Here is a 16,385-nt window from a genome sequence, read left to right as displayed (position 1 = left end):
GAATTCTTCAACGGATCATAAGTTGAGTTTGTTCCACTCAACTTTCCTGAGTGCAGTGATTCTGCTCACAAACCGCTCGCAGGTTGTGACGGACCCGGCGGTCAGTGGCCGGGCGCCCTGCAACCGACTACAGTGGCGGCGTTCGCGCAGCACGGATACAGGGAGGATGGCGTGGAGGCTTTCGCCATCGCCCGGGTTCAGCTCAGCTTCGCGTCGATCATCGCCACCCCCACCGGAGCCGAACGGTTCGCGACGGCGTTCTACAACGCCATGTGGAGCGAGTCCACCGGCATCCGCTCACTGTTCCCCGCCGGCATGGAGTCGATGCGACAGCGGTTCGCGACCGCGGTCGGCTGGGTCGTCGCCCGCCTCCACGAACCGGGCACCGTCGACAGGTTCCTCGCCCAGCTCGCGCGCGACCACCGTAAGTACGGGGTCGAGCCGCTGCACTACCGCGTCGCGGGCAACGCACTGCTCGCCGCGGTCCGCGAATGCACTCCCCTGATCCTGTGGACGGCCGCGCTCGAACGCACCTGGGCCGAGGTCGTCGACGGAGTCGTCGAGACGATGGCGACCGCCGCGGCCACCGACGACCTGCCTGCCTCGTGGGGGGCCACCGTCGTCGGCCACGAACGCGTGCTCCCCGATCTGGCCATCATCCGGCTCGAGGCCGACAGCTCGATCCCCTACTACGCGGGCCAGTACATGAGCGTGCAGATCCCGCAGCGCCCGCACATGTGGCGGTACCTGTCGGCAGCGATCCCGCCGAATCCGTACGGGCAGATCGAATTCCACGTTCGACGGGTCTCCACCGGATGGGTGAGCCCCGCGCTCGTCGGCGAGACCGCGGTCGGCGACCGGTGGACGATCGGCCCACCGCTCGGTGGCCTGCACGTCGACCGCGAGAGCGGCCGGGACGTGCTGATGATCGCGTCCGGCACCGGTCTCGCACCCATGCGCGCCCAGATCATGGAGATGGCGATGCGCGGCGACAACCCGCGCGTCCACCTGTTCTACGGGGGCAAGTATCCGTGCGACCTGTACGACCTCGAGACCCTGTGGCAGATCGCCACGACCAACCCGTGGCTGACCATCGTGCCGGTGCTCGAGGAGAAGGAGAACCCTTGGTGGCACCCGGTTCCCGCGAAGGAACCGCCCACCGGCCTCAACCGGCCGATGTACGGCAAGCTCGGTAAGGTCGCCGGGCAGTTCGGCACGTGGGCCGACCGTCAGATCCAGATCGCCGGGTCGCCGTCGATGATCCGCACGACGCTGTACGCGCTGTCGGCGGCAGGCACCCCGCGTCAGAACATCAGCTTCGACCCGCTCTGATCTGCTTGCGCAGCTTCCGTGCTGCGAGAACGTTCCGCGTCAGCGAGATCGGGTTCGGTGGCACCCATCCCGCCTGCTTTGCCATTCCGAGGTCGTCGCGCACGGCCCAATGCTCGACGATCTTGCCGTCGGCCACCCGCATCCAATGGGCCTGACGCACCGTGAAACTCTTTCCCGTCGGCGCGAACACCTGATCGACGCGGCCCTGCTCGTCGTAGGTGGCGAAGGGTCCTTCGTGTCGCGCCGACATGACGGTGTCGAGGACGACGAGATCGTCCTGCTCCACGACGTTCTTCACCTCGAACTTCAGATCTGCGAAGGCGTCACGCAACCACAGTGCAGTCGCGAAGAAACCGTCGGGTCCGTGGACTCTGGTGGGAGGCGGTTCACTCTTTGCTTCGCGATTGACCGCGTCCGCGGACAGCACCTCGCCGAAAACGCTGCGATCACCGTCGGCCATCATCATCAGAGCCCGCACGGCGAGAGATTTCTTCTCCTCGGATCCGAGTTCCGGGGTGGACGCCGGAGTGGAATGTTCGATCTTCACGGCACTTCTCCTGCCTGTGAAACGAGACGATCGACCCCCGGTTCGAGTATGAACCGGCCGGTCCAGAAGTCAACGCCGCAGGAGAAGGGAACGGTGGTTACATCCGCTGCGCCGCGACCGCCCGCGCGAACTCCGGATGCGCCTGCGAGATGACGAGTTCCGAACCGTCCTCGGCCACGGACATTCCCAGAGAGGCCCGCTTCGGCTCGAGCACCCTCAAGGCGACGTAGATCGGGAGGAACGACAGACCGAAGACACCGAGCAGCGCCAGACCGTAGATCTCGGGAGCGCCCTGCACGAGCGCGAACACCAGCGCGAGGAAGATGACGCCGAGGACCGTGCAGGTCGCGGCGGCGGCGATCTGCCAGCGCGTGCGGACGGCGACGCAGCGAGCACACACGGGCCAGTCCACCGCGGCGACCTGCACCGTGTAGGCGGCCTCGAGCGCCGAACCGAACCGGTTCGATCCCTGGCGGGGCTCCGATGCGTCGGCCGCGACCGTCACCCGGACACGTCCGGTCTCGGGCTCTCCGTGGCGCGGGCAGATCGGGGGGATGGGATCGATCGGTCGCATCGAACCGTCTCCGAGCGTGCTCGTCGCTCCCGAGCCCGGATATTCGACTGCCAACCGCACCTCGACCCGCTGGACGTCCCCGTTCACCATGCGAGGGAGTATGTCAGGCCGCATTCCCCGGTGAAAGCCGAGGATCTATCGGCCGCGTCGCCTCTCCGTCTCGGCCACGAAGTTCGGGTGGGCGTACGCGACAACGAGGGCCGACCCGTCGATCGGAGCCTCGAAACCCCACCAGCCCTGACGCATCTGTCTGACGAAGATCGCCGGGGTCGGAACGAGGAAGGTTCCGAACACGAGCAGCGACCACAGGGCCATGTACTCGCGGGCCCAGCCGAGGGCCGCCATCTGCACCGCGACGAGCAGGCAGACCAGTCCGCCCAGCATGCACAGCCACATCGCCCACCGTGTCAGCCGATCGATCCGGACGCACCGCGCACACATCGGTACATCGAACGCGATCACGTGTGGCTTGTGCTGCGCACGTGCACGCCACGTACTGGCCTTCGCCGCAGCTTCGGTACCGATGATGCGGATCTGCGCGCGACTGTGCCGGATCTTGCGATAGGTGGTGACCCAGGTGTGCACGCGCTCGACCTCCGGCACCCCGTGCACAGGACACACGGGTGGAAGCTCATCCTTCACCGTCAGCTGGACGGGTCGGCCCCCCAGTCGTGTCGGTATCGCATCGTCACGGTCCTGTGTCTCGAAACGCACATGCGCAAGACCATTTTTCGTGTTCCCCCCCGGTTGTCACGTCGTGCACTGTAGCGGGCGTCGCAAACGCCGTTGCGATGGCCTACACTCTCGTCCGATCACGACTGGGGGATGTCTTGACACGATCGAATCTGTATGTGGGCCCGGACGACCTGCGCGCTGCAACACATGATCTGCGCGATCTGGCCGACCAGGCGGATGGTGCACGCCGTTACGCCGATCGCTGGCTGACGCCTCCTGAGACCGGGGGACTGATCTACTTCGATGTCGTCGAACGGGTGCACACGGCCCGTGCCCGGCTGACGGCTCTCTACGACGAGCTGGGTGTGGCGATCGACCGAGCGGCGACGGCGATGACCGAATCCGCACGGACATACGAGGACACCGAACTGGGCACTTCGGCACAGTTCGAGCGCACCGGTCCGGACATCGGCTGGTGAGCGCTCGTCCGGACGATGCGCTCGTCGAACCACCGCGTCCGATTCCATACCGGACCTGCTCGAACGCACCCTGGGGATGTACTACCTCTCCCCGAGCTTCTACGTCGCCGAACTCTGCAAGTTCGTGGTGGGCACGGATCCGTGGGTGTACGCGGCCCAGCACTGCGGTGGCGACTGGGAGTCGGTGCTGCGCACGAGCGATGGCGTGAACAGGCTGGCCACCTTCCACCGTGCGTACGCGACGGCCGTAGACGACGTCCACGGCACGGTTGCCCCGTGGGACGGATCGGCGGGCGGGGCCGCCGGTCGTTATCTCACCGATCTGCAGAACGCCCTCGACGAACAGGCCCGGGCCGTTCACGGGATCTCTGAGCAATTGGAGAAGATCGCCGTGTCGATGTACGAACTGAACCAAGCATTCGCCGAAATCCTCTCGGTCATAACCGATGCAGCCATCAGGGTTCTGATCAGGATCGCGGCGACGAGTATCGCCGCCGCAACCGGTGTCGGAGTTCTGGGCTCGGCGGCCATTGCAGCGTCCTCCGTAGTGGACCTGGTGATCATCAGCGACCAGTGGAGGAAGGCGATCGACGTCCACACCACAGTGTGGACGTCCATCCAGGGCCTCATCGGTGTGCTCACCGGAAATCTCGCGAAGATCGAGAACATCGAGATCCCCGGCCTCCCCGCAGTCTAGGCACCACGGTGCCGCACAGGAATCGAGAAGACATGGACGAATCCGAGATCGTCGTCGACGTCGCGCGCGGCGATACCACCCTGTCCCGCGAGATCGTCACGTCATTGCGGTCGATCGCCGATGCCACGGGCGACCCGGCCTTCGCGAAGCTCGTCGAGCAGGTGACGTCGGGTGAGCTGGGGGTGCGGGAACTCGCCGGTACAGAAGTGTTCTCGTCGATGCTCGACCGTCTGGTCGCCCCGGTCTTCGAGTCGCTGAAGGAGACGACCTTCGAGGACCTCGTCGAGGAGCGTCCCGACCCTCGAATGTAACGCAGCTCACACTCCTCGCGATGATCCATCATCAGCCACACACAGAGGAACGGACATGAGCAGGATTCACGTGTGGCTCGCGATGATCGTCGTCATCGCGGGGATCGGGCTGACGGGCCCGACCGCGTCGGCCGCAACGCCCTATTGCGGCATCCACTGGGGTTCGCTGGACAAGGTGAACCCGACGATGGTCGCCTCACCGTTCACCGCCGTGCGGGCAGGACGGCACGAGTGCTTCGACCGGACCGTCGTCGATCTCGCCGGGCCGGCCGCGGGTTACCGCGTCGGCTACGTCCCCGCCGTCCACGAGGACGGATCGGGGTTCGAGGTCCCGCTGCGCGGAGGCGCCTACCTCCAGGTGGTCGTCCTCGCGCCCGCCTACTACGTACCGGCGAACCGGCGCGAGGTCGTCGACGTGAGCGGATACCGCACCCTGCGACAGGTGGCGTGGGCCAACAGTTTCGAAGGCCAGACCACCCTCGGTGTCGGGGTACGGGCCCGGCTGCCGTTCCGGGTGTTCACCCTCGACGGTCCCGGTAGCGGTTCACGGGTGGTGCTGGACGTCGCGCACCAGTGGTGAGGCAGGACAGCGGCATTCCGAATCCACGAGTCCTGGTGACAAACAGCCGGCCCCGGCAACCACGACCGGTTGCCGGGACCGACCGCCACGCGAACGAGGTCAGCGATAGGACGCCCGCAGCGTCTTCTTGTCGAGCTTGCCCAGCGGCGTCAACGGCAGGGCGTCGAGGAAGTCGACCGATTTGGGGGCGTGCACCGAACCCTTTGCGGCACGCACCTTCTCGATCAGTTCCTCGACCGGCACCGACTGACCGTCGCGCAGCACGACACACGCCTTGACGGCCTCGCCCCACTTGGTATCCGGCACACCGACGACGGCCACGGACGCGACCGCCGGGTGCGACGAGATGACGTCCTCGATCTCGCGGGGGAAGACGTTGAAGCCGCCGGTGACGATCATGTCCTTCTTGCGGTCGACGATCGTCATGAAGCCGTTCTTGTCGGCGCGCGCGACGTCGCCGGTGTGCAGCCATCCGCCGCGCAGCGCCTCGGCGGTCTCCTCCGGCTTGTTCAGATAGCCCTTCATCACGAGCGGGCCGCGCACACAGATCTCGCCGAGTTCGCCCTGCGGCACCTCGTTCAGGTCGTCGTCGAGCAGGCGGACGTCGAGCCACGGCACGGGGCGGCCGCACGACGCGAGGCGGCTCGGATCGTCGGGGAGGTGTTCTTCCTTGCGCAGCACCGAGATGGTCATGCCGCATTCGGACTGGCCGTAGAACTGGAAGAAGACCGGGCCGAGCCGCTCGATCCCTTCGCGCAGGCGGGACGGCGACATCGCCGACGCACCGTAGAACAGGGTCTCGATGCTCGACAGGTCGCGGCTGTCGAAATCGGGATGGTCGAGCAGCATGTAGATCATCGTCGGCACGAGCATGGTCGCGTTGATGCGATGCTTCTCGATCGCTTCGAGCACGAGCGCAGGATCGAAGTGCGGCAGCACGTAGAGGCATCCGCCGCGCAGGAGCGTGGGGACGAAGAACGCCGCACCGGCGTGCGAGAGCGGGGTGCACACGAGGAAGCGCGGCTGCTCGGGCCACTGCCACTCGGCCATCTGGATCTGGTTCAGGGCCGCGCCCGAACGGAACGAGCCCATCACGCCCTTCGGCTTCCCGGTCGTGCCGCCGGTGTAGACGATGGAGGAGGTGTCCTCGATGTCGACGGGCGCGGACACGAGGCGCTGCTCGGTGAACTCCTCGGACAGGGCGAGAATGTCGGTGCCCACCGAGGACGGGCCGAGGGAGAACAGGTTCTTCAGGGTCGGCACCTGCTCGCGCAGCTCCGCTGCGCGTTCCTCGAAGTGGCGGGGATCGAAGATCAGGGTCTCGATCTCGGCGTCGGTCGAGATGTACAGGTGGTCGGAGAGCGAGCCCATCGGGTTCAGGGCCGTGGTGCGGCAGCCGGCGACCATCGTGGCGCCCATCGAGATGAGCACCTCGGGCCGGTTCTTGGACAGCATCGCGACCGCCGTTCCCTGGCCGACCCCGACGGACGCGAGCGCCTGCTGGAACCGGCTGATGGCGGCGCGCATCTCGGCTCCGGTGAGGACGACGTCACCGAGGTGCAGGGCGGGCCGGTCGGCGCTGCGGTCGAGCGCGGTGATGAGGAGATCGGGCGTGAATGCGGGGCGGTAGAGGTCGGCGTACTCCTCGGGCATGGTCGTCCTTCCGGTGTGCTGTGACGGTCCGTTGTGTGACGTCACCGGTTGGCGTTCTCCGCTGTGGTGACCATCACCTGCCGTTCGTCACGATAACCGCCCGAGGCCGAAAACTGAAACACGTTCCACTCTGCCTTTTCGGCGACTTCTCGCCTAGAGTCTTGGGCACGTCACAGCACACCACCGGGGGATCACGCATGCAGTCGGCCACGCCGTCACCGAGCGAGACCGAAACGGCAGTCACCGCAACTGTCGTCGAACATCATCGGCTCCGGCACGACCTCGCCGTCGTGCGTCTCGAATGCGACGACGCGATCGTCGATTTCCGCCCCGGGCAGTACGTCGACGTGGCCGTGCCGCAGCGTCCCACGCTGCCGCGTCGCCTCTCCCCCGCGCTGCCACCGTCGCTGGACGGCAAGCTCGAGTTCCACGTGCGCACGGTCCCGGGTGGCTGGGTGAGCGGCGCGATCGTCGCCGACACCCAACCGGGCGACGTGTGGCAGATCGGCGCCGCCCGCGGCGGCGACCTCCACATCGACGACACCGGCCGCATCGTCATCATGGTGGCCGGCGGCACGGGCCTCGCGCCGCTGCGGTCGCTGATCCTCGACACGGCGCGTCACCCGGATCCGCCCCGCACCTTCCTGTTCACGGGCGCCCGCAACCCGCGCGACCTGTACGCCGCCGACATGCTCATGCTCCTGTCCGAGGCGCTGCCGTGGCTGACGGTGGTGCCGGTCGTGGAGACCCTCGAGATCCCCGACATCCCCGACCCCTGGTTCGATCGCATCGCCCCGCGCATCGACGAGTTCGGACCCGACCCCGACGAACTGCTCGAGGGCAACGTCGACGAGGTCGTCACGTCCTACGGTGCGTTCGGCGACCACCAGGTGCTCGTGTGTGGCCCGGCGGCCATGGTGCGCACCACCGCTCAGCGGCTGATCGAGACCGGCACCCCGGTCGAGAACATCCGCTACGACCCGTACTGAGTGCGCCCGACGTCCGGCCGGCTCTTCAGCGATCGGGTGCGACGGTCACCCAGGCACGAGCGACGACGGATCCGGAAGGATCCGTGCCGATGAGCGCGACGTCCTCGACGTCCTCGTGATCGGTGCGGTAACGCTGCAACACGGTCACCGACCAGGTCTGTGATCCGGGACCCGCGGAATGTCCGTAGAACCGCATCCGGAGTCGCCGCACATCGGCGAGGTCGAACCGTTCGACAACCGAATGCAGCAGTTCGTCGGCGAGCGGGACGGACGCACCGTGCTCACCGACCGGACGCGCCGATCCGGACACGTAGACCTCGGCGACCAACCGTCCGATCTCATCGACGTATCCGAGTGTCCGGTCGAGCCGACCGGACGCCTCGTCGCGGTTGTCGCGGGACCGGCAGGCCAGCGCCTCGGTGGTGGGTGGCGCGAAGAACACGATGTCCACTTCGTCCACCGGGCCGTCTTCGAGACGGGGCCCGGCTCCCCAGAGGGACAGCACGGTCGGGAGGGAACGGACGTCCCCGTTCGTGATCGTCACATGCCCTCCCTACCTTTCGGATCGTCCACTCAGGCGACCGGTGCGTCCGACGATGCTGCGTCGCGTGCCGCGATGTACCCGAAGACCAGGCCCTGCCCGATGGTGGCACCGGCACCGGGATAGCGGTGGCCGAACGCGTTGGCCGCGGTGTTGCCGATGGCGTAGAGACCGGCGATGGGGCTGCCGTCCTCGCGGAGGACCCGCGCCCGCTCGTCGGCGCGCACGCCACCGCACGTGCCGAGATCGCTCAGCGTCATCTTCACCGCGTAGAGCGGGCCGTGCGTGAGGGGTCGCAGGTTCGGGTTCGGCTGGACGGTCGGGTCACCGTAGTAGCGGTCGTAGGCACTGCCGCCACGTCCGAACTCGGAATCCGTTCCCGCCGCGGCGTCCTCGTTGAACCTTCCGAACGTCGCGGCGAAGGTGTCCACCGGCACACCCATCGACGCCGCGAGTTCCGCAGCGGTGGTGCCGCGGTGGGCGATGCCCGCCTCGTACCAGGCCTCCGGGAGCGGCCGGCGCGGGAACACCCCGGCCGCGAACACGTAGCTGTTGCGGTAGTTCTGGTCGAAGACGATCCACATCGACTCGATCGGATCGCCGGCACGCTCGCGTTCGAGCACCAGCTGTCCGAACGACATGTAGTCGGACGACTCGTTCGTGAACCGGCGTCCCGTCTGGTCGACGATGAACGAGCCGGGCAGCGAACGCTCGGCGAGCATGACCATCGGCGGCTTGCCCGGACGGGTCGGCGCGACGGCGGGGAACCACCATGCCTGATCCATGAGGGCGAGATCGGCACCGACCTCCTGGGCCGCCTTGATCGCGTCGCCGGTGTTGGTCTCCGCCCCGAGGCTCTCGTGGTCGAGCAGACGCTCGGACTGGAACTTGCGCCGCATCTCCATGTCGTGGTCGAACCCACCCGCGGCAAGCACCACCCCGCGACGAGCGGTCACCGTCACCTCACGTCCGTTCTGCGCTACGACGGCACCGGTGACACGATCCCCGTCGGTGAGCAGACGCACCAGCGACGTCTCGGTCCACACCGGCACACCGGCCTTCAGCACACCCGCGAACAGGCCGGCGGCGATCGCTTGCCCACCGGCGACGTATTCACGCTTGACGGCGAGACCGGCGACCCCCTGTGCGAGCCGCTTGAAGATACGCGGAAAACCCTTGTGCGGCACGCGCAACATGAGGTTCATCCACTTGTAGTCGGCACCGGTGGTAGGCATCGGCAGGCTCGCCTCCATGAGGCCGGGACGCAGTCGACCCCGCTCCTCACCGAGGACCGACAGGTCCATGGGCAGGCACTCGCAGCTGCGGCCGACCGCCGAACCACCCGCCAGTTCGGGGTGATAGTCGGAGTAGCCCTCAGCCCAGAACAGCTTCATGGGGGTGGTGCGCTGGAGCATCTCGACGGTGGCGACACCGTTGTCGACGAAGGCCTCGCCCCGTTCGACCGGCGCCGTGCCGTCGACGACCGTCCGCACGTAGGTGTGGCCGCGCTCGACGGTGTCGCCGCTTCCCGCCGCGGTGAGTACCGGATTGGCCGGCACCCAGAACGCACCGCCGGAACGGGCGGTCGATCCGCCGACGTAGGCCGACTTCTCCACGAGGAGGGCGGACAGTCCTGCCTCGTGCGCGGTGAGTGCGGCGGCCATGCCGGTACCGGACCCGATCACGAGCAGGTCGACGGTGGTGTCCTGGGCGGGTGCCACGGGCGGTACGGATGTCGGCGCCATCGACAGTCTCCTTCTCGTCGTTGTCTGCGGGACGCTAGGACAGTTGCTCAGGACGCGAAGCCGCTCGTCCCGGTCACCGGGAGATCCGGCCCGTCGACCAGGGCGCGCACCATCTTCCACACCTCCTGCCGCGCCGGCTCGCTGAGCGACAACGCGGGGAAGGTCAGGAATCCGTGGAACAGGCCGTCGAATCTGCGGTGCTGCACGGACACCCCGGCCGCGGCGAGACGGTCGGCGTAGTCGTCGCCGGACGAACACGGCGGATCGAGTTCGGCGGTGGCGACGACCGCCGAGGGCAGCCCGGCGAGCGACTCGGCGCGGGTGGGGATCAGGCGGGGATCGTCGGTGCCGTCCGGTGCGTACTGCTCCCAGTACCACCGCATCGCCGCGGCGGAGTTGTAGTAGCCCACCCCGTACTTCCGGTACGACTCGGTGTCGAAGTCGTCGTCGATCACCGGATAGAACAACGCCTGACCGAGCACCGCCGGTCCGCCCCTGTCGCAGGTGGCGATCGCGACGGTCACGGCGAGGTTTCCACCGGCACTGTCGCCGGCAAGCACGATGCGCGCCGGGTCTCCCCCGTACGACGCGACGGTCGCGGCCGTCCATTCGAGCGCGGCGTACAGGTCGTCGTGCGCGGCCGGGGCAGGGTGTTCGGGAGCGAGGCGGTAATCGACGGACACGACGACGGCCCCGACAGCCTCCGCCATCGACCGGCAGAACTCGTCGTGACTGTCGAGATCGCAGAAGACGAACCCTCCACCGTGCGCGAACACGACGACCGGGCGCGCGGCCTCGGAGGACTCGGGACGGTAGAGGCGCAACGCGAGGCCGCCTCCCGGTCCGTCGACGACGAGATCGTGTACCTCACTGGTCGTGTATCGGCGAGCGGGACCGGACGTGCTCCGCGAGCCCGTCCGAGCGCACACTCCTGACGGACCGATCGACGAAGGAGAGCGTATGACCGACGGATCGAACCGCATGCCGGCAGTACGCATCGGGATCACCAGCCCGGTCGTCACCCGGGTCCCCGGGGCCTCCGGCGACTGGGAGGCCGGCGCGGGCATCGAGGAACTGTCGCAGATCGCGGTCACCGCGGATCGGTCGGGATTCCACCACCTCACCTGCAGTGAACACGTCGCCGTACCGGCGCCCGTGGCCGCGACGCGCGGTGGGACGTACTGGGATCCGCTGGCGACCCTCGGCTTCCTGGCAGCGCGCACCGACCGGATCCGACTGGTCACCCAGGTTCTCGTCCTCGGCTACCACCATCCTCTGGAGATCGCGAAGCGCTACGGCACGCTCGACACGGTCAGCGGTGGACGCCTGACCCTCGGTCTCGGCGTCGGTTCGCTCGAGGAGGAGTTCGCGTTGCTCGAAGCCCCCTTCACTGATCGCGGCGCACGCGCCGACGATGCTCTCGCCGCCCTGCGCGCATCTCTATCGACACGCGAACCCTCCTATCACGGAGAGTATTTCGAGTACTCGGATGTGGTGGTCGATCCCTGCGCCGTGCAGCCGCGAGTTCCGTTATGGATCGGCGGCCGCACCCCGCGTTCGCTGCGACGCGCGTGCGAGTTCGGGGACGGCTGGGTACCTTTCGGGCTCCCCTTCGACGACGTGAAAACGATGCTCGCGAAGAGGCAGCCGCCGCCCGGCTTCGAGGTCGTGCTGTCGGTGACGCGGCTCGACCCGCTCGGTGACCCCGACGCGACGCGCAGACGACTCGGCCGCGCGATCGCAGCGGGCGCGACGATCGTCGGTGCCGGTGTGGACGCCGGATCCGCCGACCACTACTGCGATCAGCTCGTCGCCCTCGCCGACCTGTTCGGCAGGGAATTCGGCGATCTCGGGGTGGGGTGAGGTCGGCATCTCCCGCTGGCCGGGAGAACGGCGATGCGGTGCGCCAGCGGGTCGCTAGCCAGCGTCGACGCGACACCTTTCGTCCCGCACCACACAGGAGCGACCGTGACCGTTTCCGACACCGACGCCCGCACTCAGCGCATCCGCACCACCGTGCACGCCTATCTCGATGCCGTGGCCGCAGGCGTGGCCGCCGACATCGCCGCCCTCTACGCCGACGACGCCACCCTCGAGGATCCTGCCGGAAGCGAGCCTCGCGTGGGCCGGGCAGCGATCGCCGAGTTCTACAAGGGTGTCGAGGCCACCGAGAACACCACCGAGTTGCTCACGCTCCGGATCGCCGGGTCGACCGCGACCTTCCACTTCCGTGTGGTCACGAAGGCGGGCGAGCAGACCTACGAGATCGAGCCCATCGACGTCATGACGTTCGACGACGAGGGACGCATCACCAGCATGCGGGCGGTCTGGGCTCCCGGCGACATGCGTGTTCGCTGACCGGTCGGCGGGACAGGGTTCGCACACTGTGTCGTCGGTGACGGACACTGGAACGAACGCCGATCGATTGGAGTTTCGATGACAGCGGAACACGCGGTACTGGATCCCCGACGGATCCGCGACGTGATGGGCAACTTCTGCACGGGTGTCACGGTGATCACCGCGCTCGACGGCGACGAACCGCTGGGATTCGCCTGTCAGTCGTTCGTGTCGGTCTCGCTGGACCCGCCGCTCATCTCGTTCTGTCCCGCCCGCACGTCGACGACCTGGCCGAAGATCCGGGAGGTCGGCAACCTGGCCGTCAACGTCCTGGCCGAGAGCCAGCGCACCCTGTGCGGTGCGTTCGCGGTGAGCGGCGGCAACAAGTTCCGCGGGGTGCGCTGGGAGCCGGGCGACAACGGCGCTCCGGCGATCGAGGGAGCCCTGGCGCGGGTCGAGGCAACCGTGGAGACCGAGTACGAGGCCGGCGACCACACGATCGTGCTGGCACGGGTCACGGGGCTGACGTCGCTGCACTCCCGCGGTCCGCTCCTGTTCTTCCAGGGCACCTACGGCGGTTTCGAACGGCGGTGACGCCGAACGACAGGTGAGGGAATAGACGGTCACCGGTCGAGGTTGCTCCGAAGGTGTGCCCGGCGGCCGATACCGGGCCCCGACGCGAAGGATTACCGGTGACCGTTCCCCTCTCCATCCTCGACCTCGCACACATCGGCAAGGGCGAGACCGCCCGTGAGAGCTTCGACGCCAGCGTGAAGATGGCCCAGCTCGCCGAGCAGTGGGGTTACCGGCGCATCTGGTACGCCGAACACCACAACATGCCGACGATCGCCTCGTCGGCGACGAGCGTACTCATTGCGCACGTCGCCGCGCACACCTCGTCGATCCGTCTCGGCGCCGGCGGCATCATGCTGCCGAACCACTCGCCGCTGACCATCGCCGAACAGTTCGGAACTCTCGCCACGCTGCATCCCGGCCGCATCGACCTCGGTCTCGGCCGCGCTCCCGGCAGCGACCAGAAGACCATGCGGGCGCTGCGCCGCGACCCGACGTCGGCCGACAGTTTTCCGCAGGACGTCCTCGAACTGCAGGCCTACCTGAAGGGTGAGTCGCGGATCCCTGGAGTCGACGCGATCCCCGGTAAGGGCACCGATGTGCCGCTGTACATCCTGGGCTCGTCGCTGTTCGGCGCGAAACTCGCTGCTCTGCTCGGTCTTCCGTACGCCTTCGCGTCGCACTTCGCGCCGCAGGCCCTCGAGGACGCGGTGCGGCTGTACCGCCGCGAGTTCCAGCCCTCCCCCGACCACTCGGAGCCGTACGTCATCGCGGGTGTCGGTGTGATCGCCGCCGATACCGCCGAGGAGGCGCAGTCGCTGTTCGAGGCGACCAAGCGGGCGCGGGTCGTCCAGATGGTCGGACGCGGGCGCACGTTCAGCGAGGAGGAGATCGACATGCTGCTCGACTCCCCCGCCGGCATGCAGGTGCTCGAGATGCTTCGGTACACCGCCGTGGGTACGCCGCAGGAGGTGCGCGACTACCTCGACCGGTTCACCGAGCGCGCGCAGGCCGACGAGCTGATCGTCGTGTCGTCGGCTCCCGGACGCGACGCGTGGCTGCGTTCGCTGGAGCTTGTTGCGCAGGTCAGCGACCTCGTCCCGGCCTGATCGCCGAAGACCGACGGATCGGGCTACCGACGGGTACACTTCAGCGGCCGGCCAGGCACGGCTGAGAACCACGAGTCGTCAACCGCCAGGAGCACGATGAAGTACCGCACCCGCGCTGTCGCAGCGGCAGTTCTGACCGCTGCAGCGGCGATCACCGCACCCGCCACTGCGGCCGCCGATTCCCTGCCCACCGACGGGCCCACCATCACGCTGACGATCCGCAACGACACCGATGCGCCGATGGTGCTCACGTCGACCGAGAACCCTTACGGAACATGGGTGGACGAGCCGGCCACCGTGGTGCCGGCCCGCTCCACCGAGACGGTCTCGGCGAGCAGCGCCGACCGGCGCGGGTTCGGCATCCAGATCGACTACACGATGCCCGGCGACGCGACCGTGGCGCTCATGGCCAACAACTACGGCACGGGCGTCGCGAACGGCGACGGCACCCACATCGGCGGTGCCAACCGGCACCGCTTCGAGGTCGCGACCACCGTAGAGGACGGATATCCGTTCATGACAGCGGACTTCGCCGTCACCCGACCCTGAGACGACGGACCGGGCCCGGAGGATACCTGCGTATCCTCCGGGCCCGGTTCGTATGTGCGTCGGCGTCCCGCCTCTGTGTGTCAGCGTCCCGCAGCGTCCATCACGGACAGGTGCGCGAACAGTGCGCTCGCGCCGATCGGATTGCCGCCGCCGGGGTAGACGGTGCCGCTCGGTGCGGCCATCGTGTTGCCCGCCGCGTACAGGCCGGGGATCGGAGCACCCTCGCTGTCGAGCACCCGCCCGACGGTGTCGGTCCGCAGACCGCCCTTGGTGCCGAGGTCGGAGATGCCGAACTGCGCCGCGTGGAAGGGGCCCTGTTCGATCGGGACCAGCGCGGACCCACCGCCGGTGAAGGCGAGATCGTAGGGCTCGTCCCCGCGGCCGAAGTCCTCGTCGACTCCCTTCGCGGCCAGGTCGTTCCACCGCGCGACGGTCGCCTTCAGGGATTCGGCTGGCACACCGATCTGCTCGGCGAGTTCCTCGAGGGTGTCGGCGGTCTTCCACAGTCCCGCGTCGACGTACTTCTCGGTTTCGACAAGCGGCACATTCGTCGCCCCGACCGGTGGGACCTCACCGTTCCGGTCGTCGTAGATCATCCAGAACGGCAACGTCATCTCGCCGCGCTCCATGCGGGCGATGACGTCGCGGCCCAGACGGTCGTAGGGTGCGTACTCGTTGGTGAACCGCGCACCGTCCTGGTCGACGAAGATGCCGCCCGTGAAGCACAGCGCGAACGCCGAACGTCCGTCCGGGTGGGTCAGTCCCGGCGACCACCAGGCCTGATCCATCAGGTCGACGTCGGCGCCGACGGCGATGCCCGCCTCGTGGGCCTTGCCGAGATTCGACCACGGGCCCATCGAGTCCCGCGCGGCGCCGGGCACCCCGTACTTGCTGCGCATCTCGTCGTTCCGATCGAAGCCACCGGCGGCGAGGACGACACCCTTGCGCGCGCGGATCGCCCGTCGCTCGCCGTCGTTCCCGACGACCGCGCCCACGACCACACCGTCCTCGACGATCAGTTCTTCGAGCGGGGTGTTCCGGTACAGCTCCACGTTCGGGTACTTGCGCAGGGCGATGAGGAATCGTCCGACGAGCGCGCGACCTCCGATGAGCATGTCGGGCAGGGGTTCGCCGTTGCGTTCGCGACCGAGCGGGCCGCGGATCGACTCGTTGAGCTCGGGATCGGCGGCGATGGGCAGCGGCGACGGGACGATGTGACGTCCCTGGGCACGGGCCTTGGGCGCCTTGCCGAAGTAGTCGGGCCACGGGTAGACCATGAATTCGAGATCGTCGTCGGACTCGAGGTAGTCGATCAGCGGGGCGCCGCCGCGGACATACGCCTCCTGCAGTTCGCGCGGGGTGCGGTCGCCGACGACCGCGTGGTAGTAGGTCAGTGCGTCCTCGAGGGTGTCGTCGTCACCGGCACGCTGCAGGACCGCGTTGGTGGGGAACCAGACGCCGCCGCCCCCGGAGTACGCCGTGGTGCCGCCGAAGTACTCGGATGCCTCGACGAGGATCACCGACAGTCCTTCGCGCGCAGCGGTGTACGCACCGCAGCACCCTCCGGCTCCCGACCCCACCACGAGGACGTCGCATTCTTCCGCCCACTCCGCCATGACTGTTGCCTTCCGTCGACCGTTCGTGTGGAACACGCCACACTAGGCAGACGTCGAGGCTCCACAGGGCGATCGTCT

General features: G+C 67.9%; 19 protein-coding genes. 11 read left to right on the top strand and 8 right to left on the bottom strand.

The genetic code is table 11. The features are described from left to right. Nucleotides 1-171 precede the first annotated feature (171 nt). The gene (locus AC6CID_RS12505; RefSeq protein ID WP_024101900.1) at nt 172-1,332 is read left to right on the top strand and encodes an FAD-binding oxidoreductase; all 1,161 of its coding nucleotides are present in this window, start codon (nt 172-174) and stop codon (nt 1,330-1,332) included. On the opposite strand, the gene AC6CID_RS12500 is transcribed toward AC6CID_RS12505, so the two are convergent. The 3 genes from AC6CID_RS12500 to AC6CID_RS12490 form a co-directional block, all read right to left on the bottom strand. Then, complete coding sequence (locus AC6CID_RS12500) at nt 1,313-1,879, bottom strand: ester cyclase (protein WP_033096225.1); 567 nt, start codon at nt 1,877-1,879, stop codon at nt 1,313-1,315. The genes AC6CID_RS12505 and AC6CID_RS12500 overlap by 20 nt on opposite strands. Nucleotides 1,880-1,976: 97 nt before the next feature. Beyond that, on the bottom strand, nt 1,977-2,543 hold the full coding sequence (locus AC6CID_RS12495; protein WP_019291034.1) for a hypothetical protein: 567 nt from the start codon (nt 2,541-2,543) through the stop codon (nt 1,977-1,979). Nucleotides 2,544-2,588: 45 nt separating this feature from the next. Further along, nucleotides 2,589-3,056, bottom strand: a complete 468-nt coding sequence (locus tag AC6CID_RS12490; protein WP_228044656.1) for a hypothetical protein — start codon at nt 3,054-3,056, stop codon at nt 2,589-2,591. A 227-nt stretch (nt 3,057-3,283) separates the two neighbouring features. Between AC6CID_RS12490 and AC6CID_RS12485 the strand changes: the two genes are divergently transcribed. The 4 genes from AC6CID_RS12485 to AC6CID_RS12470 all read left to right on the top strand — a co-directional run bounded on the left by AC6CID_RS12485 (nt 3,284) and on the right by AC6CID_RS12470 (nt 5,195). Next, the gene (locus AC6CID_RS12485; RefSeq protein WP_231413818.1) at nt 3,284-3,607 is read left to right on the top strand and encodes a hypothetical protein; all 324 of its coding nucleotides are present in this window, start codon (nt 3,284-3,286) and stop codon (nt 3,605-3,607) included. 76 nt (nt 3,608-3,683) lie between these two features. Further along, entirely contained in the window at nt 3,684-4,304 is a 621-nt protein-coding gene (locus AC6CID_RS12480; RefSeq protein WP_482127391.1) for a hypothetical protein, read from the top strand. Nucleotides 4,305-4,336: 32 nt separating this feature from the next. After that, the gene (locus tag AC6CID_RS12475; protein ID WP_064061273.1) at nt 4,337-4,615 is read left to right on the top strand and encodes a hypothetical protein; all 279 of its coding nucleotides are present in this window, start codon (nt 4,337-4,339) and stop codon (nt 4,613-4,615) included. Nucleotides 4,616-4,670: 55 nt separating this feature from the next. Next, nucleotides 4,671-5,195 carry an AMIN-like domain-containing (lipo)protein gene (locus AC6CID_RS12470; protein WP_232512559.1) on the top strand — a complete coding sequence of 175 codons (525 nt, stop codon included), beginning with the start codon at nt 4,671-4,673 and terminating at the stop codon, nt 5,193-5,195. Nucleotides 5,196-5,294: 99 nt separating this feature from the next. Here AC6CID_RS12470 and AC6CID_RS12465 read toward each other — a convergent pair whose 3' ends face one another. Continuing rightward, nucleotides 5,295-6,848 (bottom strand): AMP-binding protein, encoded by a 1,554-nt coding sequence (locus AC6CID_RS12465; RefSeq protein ID WP_033096228.1) that lies wholly within the window; start codon nt 6,846-6,848, stop codon nt 5,295-5,297. 197 nt (nt 6,849-7,045) lie between these two features. Here AC6CID_RS12465 and AC6CID_RS12460 point away from each other — a divergent pair, with 197 nt between their 5' ends. Continuing rightward, the gene (locus AC6CID_RS12460; RefSeq protein WP_006553015.1) at nt 7,046-7,837 is read left to right on the top strand and encodes an FAD-binding oxidoreductase; all 792 of its coding nucleotides are present in this window, start codon (nt 7,046-7,048) and stop codon (nt 7,835-7,837) included. 25 nt (nt 7,838-7,862) lie between these two features. On the opposite strand, the gene AC6CID_RS12455 is transcribed toward AC6CID_RS12460, so the two are convergent. From AC6CID_RS12455 to AC6CID_RS12445, 3 genes are read right to left on the bottom strand one after another with little or no spacing between them, the layout of a single operon-like run. Continuing rightward, the gene (locus AC6CID_RS12455; protein WP_498354026.1) at nt 7,863-8,381 is read right to left on the bottom strand and encodes a hypothetical protein; all 519 of its coding nucleotides are present in this window, start codon (nt 8,379-8,381) and stop codon (nt 7,863-7,865) included. A gap of 29 nt (nt 8,382-8,410) precedes the next feature. Beyond that, nucleotides 8,411-10,123, bottom strand: a complete 1,713-nt coding sequence (locus AC6CID_RS12450) for a 3-ketosteroid-delta-1-dehydrogenase (RefSeq protein WP_220666847.1) — start codon at nt 10,121-10,123, stop codon at nt 8,411-8,413. A gap of 47 nt (nt 10,124-10,170) precedes the next feature. Further along, on the bottom strand, nt 10,171-11,052 hold the full coding sequence (locus AC6CID_RS12445) for an alpha/beta hydrolase (protein WP_006553018.1): 882 nt from the start codon (nt 11,050-11,052) through the stop codon (nt 10,171-10,173). Between the two features lie 31 nt (nt 11,053-11,083). Here AC6CID_RS12445 and AC6CID_RS12440 point away from each other — a divergent pair, with 31 nt between their 5' ends. From AC6CID_RS12440 to AC6CID_RS12420, 5 genes are all read left to right on the top strand, one after another. After that, complete coding sequence (locus AC6CID_RS12440; RefSeq protein ID WP_064852469.1) at nt 11,084-11,986, top strand: LLM class F420-dependent oxidoreductase; 903 nt, start codon at nt 11,084-11,086, stop codon at nt 11,984-11,986. Nucleotides 11,987-12,091: 105 nt separating this feature from the next. Next, nucleotides 12,092-12,481: a nuclear transport factor 2 family protein gene (locus AC6CID_RS12435; protein WP_094980091.1), complete on the top strand. Its 390-nt coding sequence runs from the start codon at nt 12,092-12,094 to the stop codon at nt 12,479-12,481. Nucleotides 12,482-12,559: 78 nt separating this feature from the next. Beyond that, nucleotides 12,560-13,054 carry a flavin reductase family protein gene (locus tag AC6CID_RS12430; protein ID WP_006553021.1) on the top strand — a complete coding sequence of 165 codons (495 nt, stop codon included), beginning with the start codon at nt 12,560-12,562 and terminating at the stop codon, nt 13,052-13,054. Between the two features lie 98 nt (nt 13,055-13,152). Further along, a complete protein-coding gene (locus AC6CID_RS12425) occupies nt 13,153-14,142 on the top strand; it encodes an LLM class flavin-dependent oxidoreductase (protein ID WP_019291024.1) in 990 nt (329 codons plus the stop codon). Between the two features lie 96 nt (nt 14,143-14,238). Then, nucleotides 14,239-14,691: a hypothetical protein gene (locus tag AC6CID_RS12420; protein WP_006553023.1), complete on the top strand. Its 453-nt coding sequence runs from the start codon at nt 14,239-14,241 to the stop codon at nt 14,689-14,691. Nucleotides 14,692-14,771: 80 nt separating this feature from the next. Here AC6CID_RS12420 and AC6CID_RS12415 read toward each other — a convergent pair whose 3' ends face one another. Further along, nucleotides 14,772-16,307 (bottom strand): FAD-binding protein, encoded by a 1,536-nt coding sequence (locus AC6CID_RS12415; RefSeq protein ID WP_033096233.1) that lies wholly within the window; start codon nt 16,305-16,307, stop codon nt 14,772-14,774. Between the last annotated feature and the right edge of the window lie 78 nt (nt 16,308-16,385).

The organism is Rhodococcus sp. GQ147, assembly GCF_059759155.1.
The sequence above is the reverse complement of the archived record's forward strand: the minus strand, read 5'-3'. Positions and strand labels throughout refer to the sequence as shown.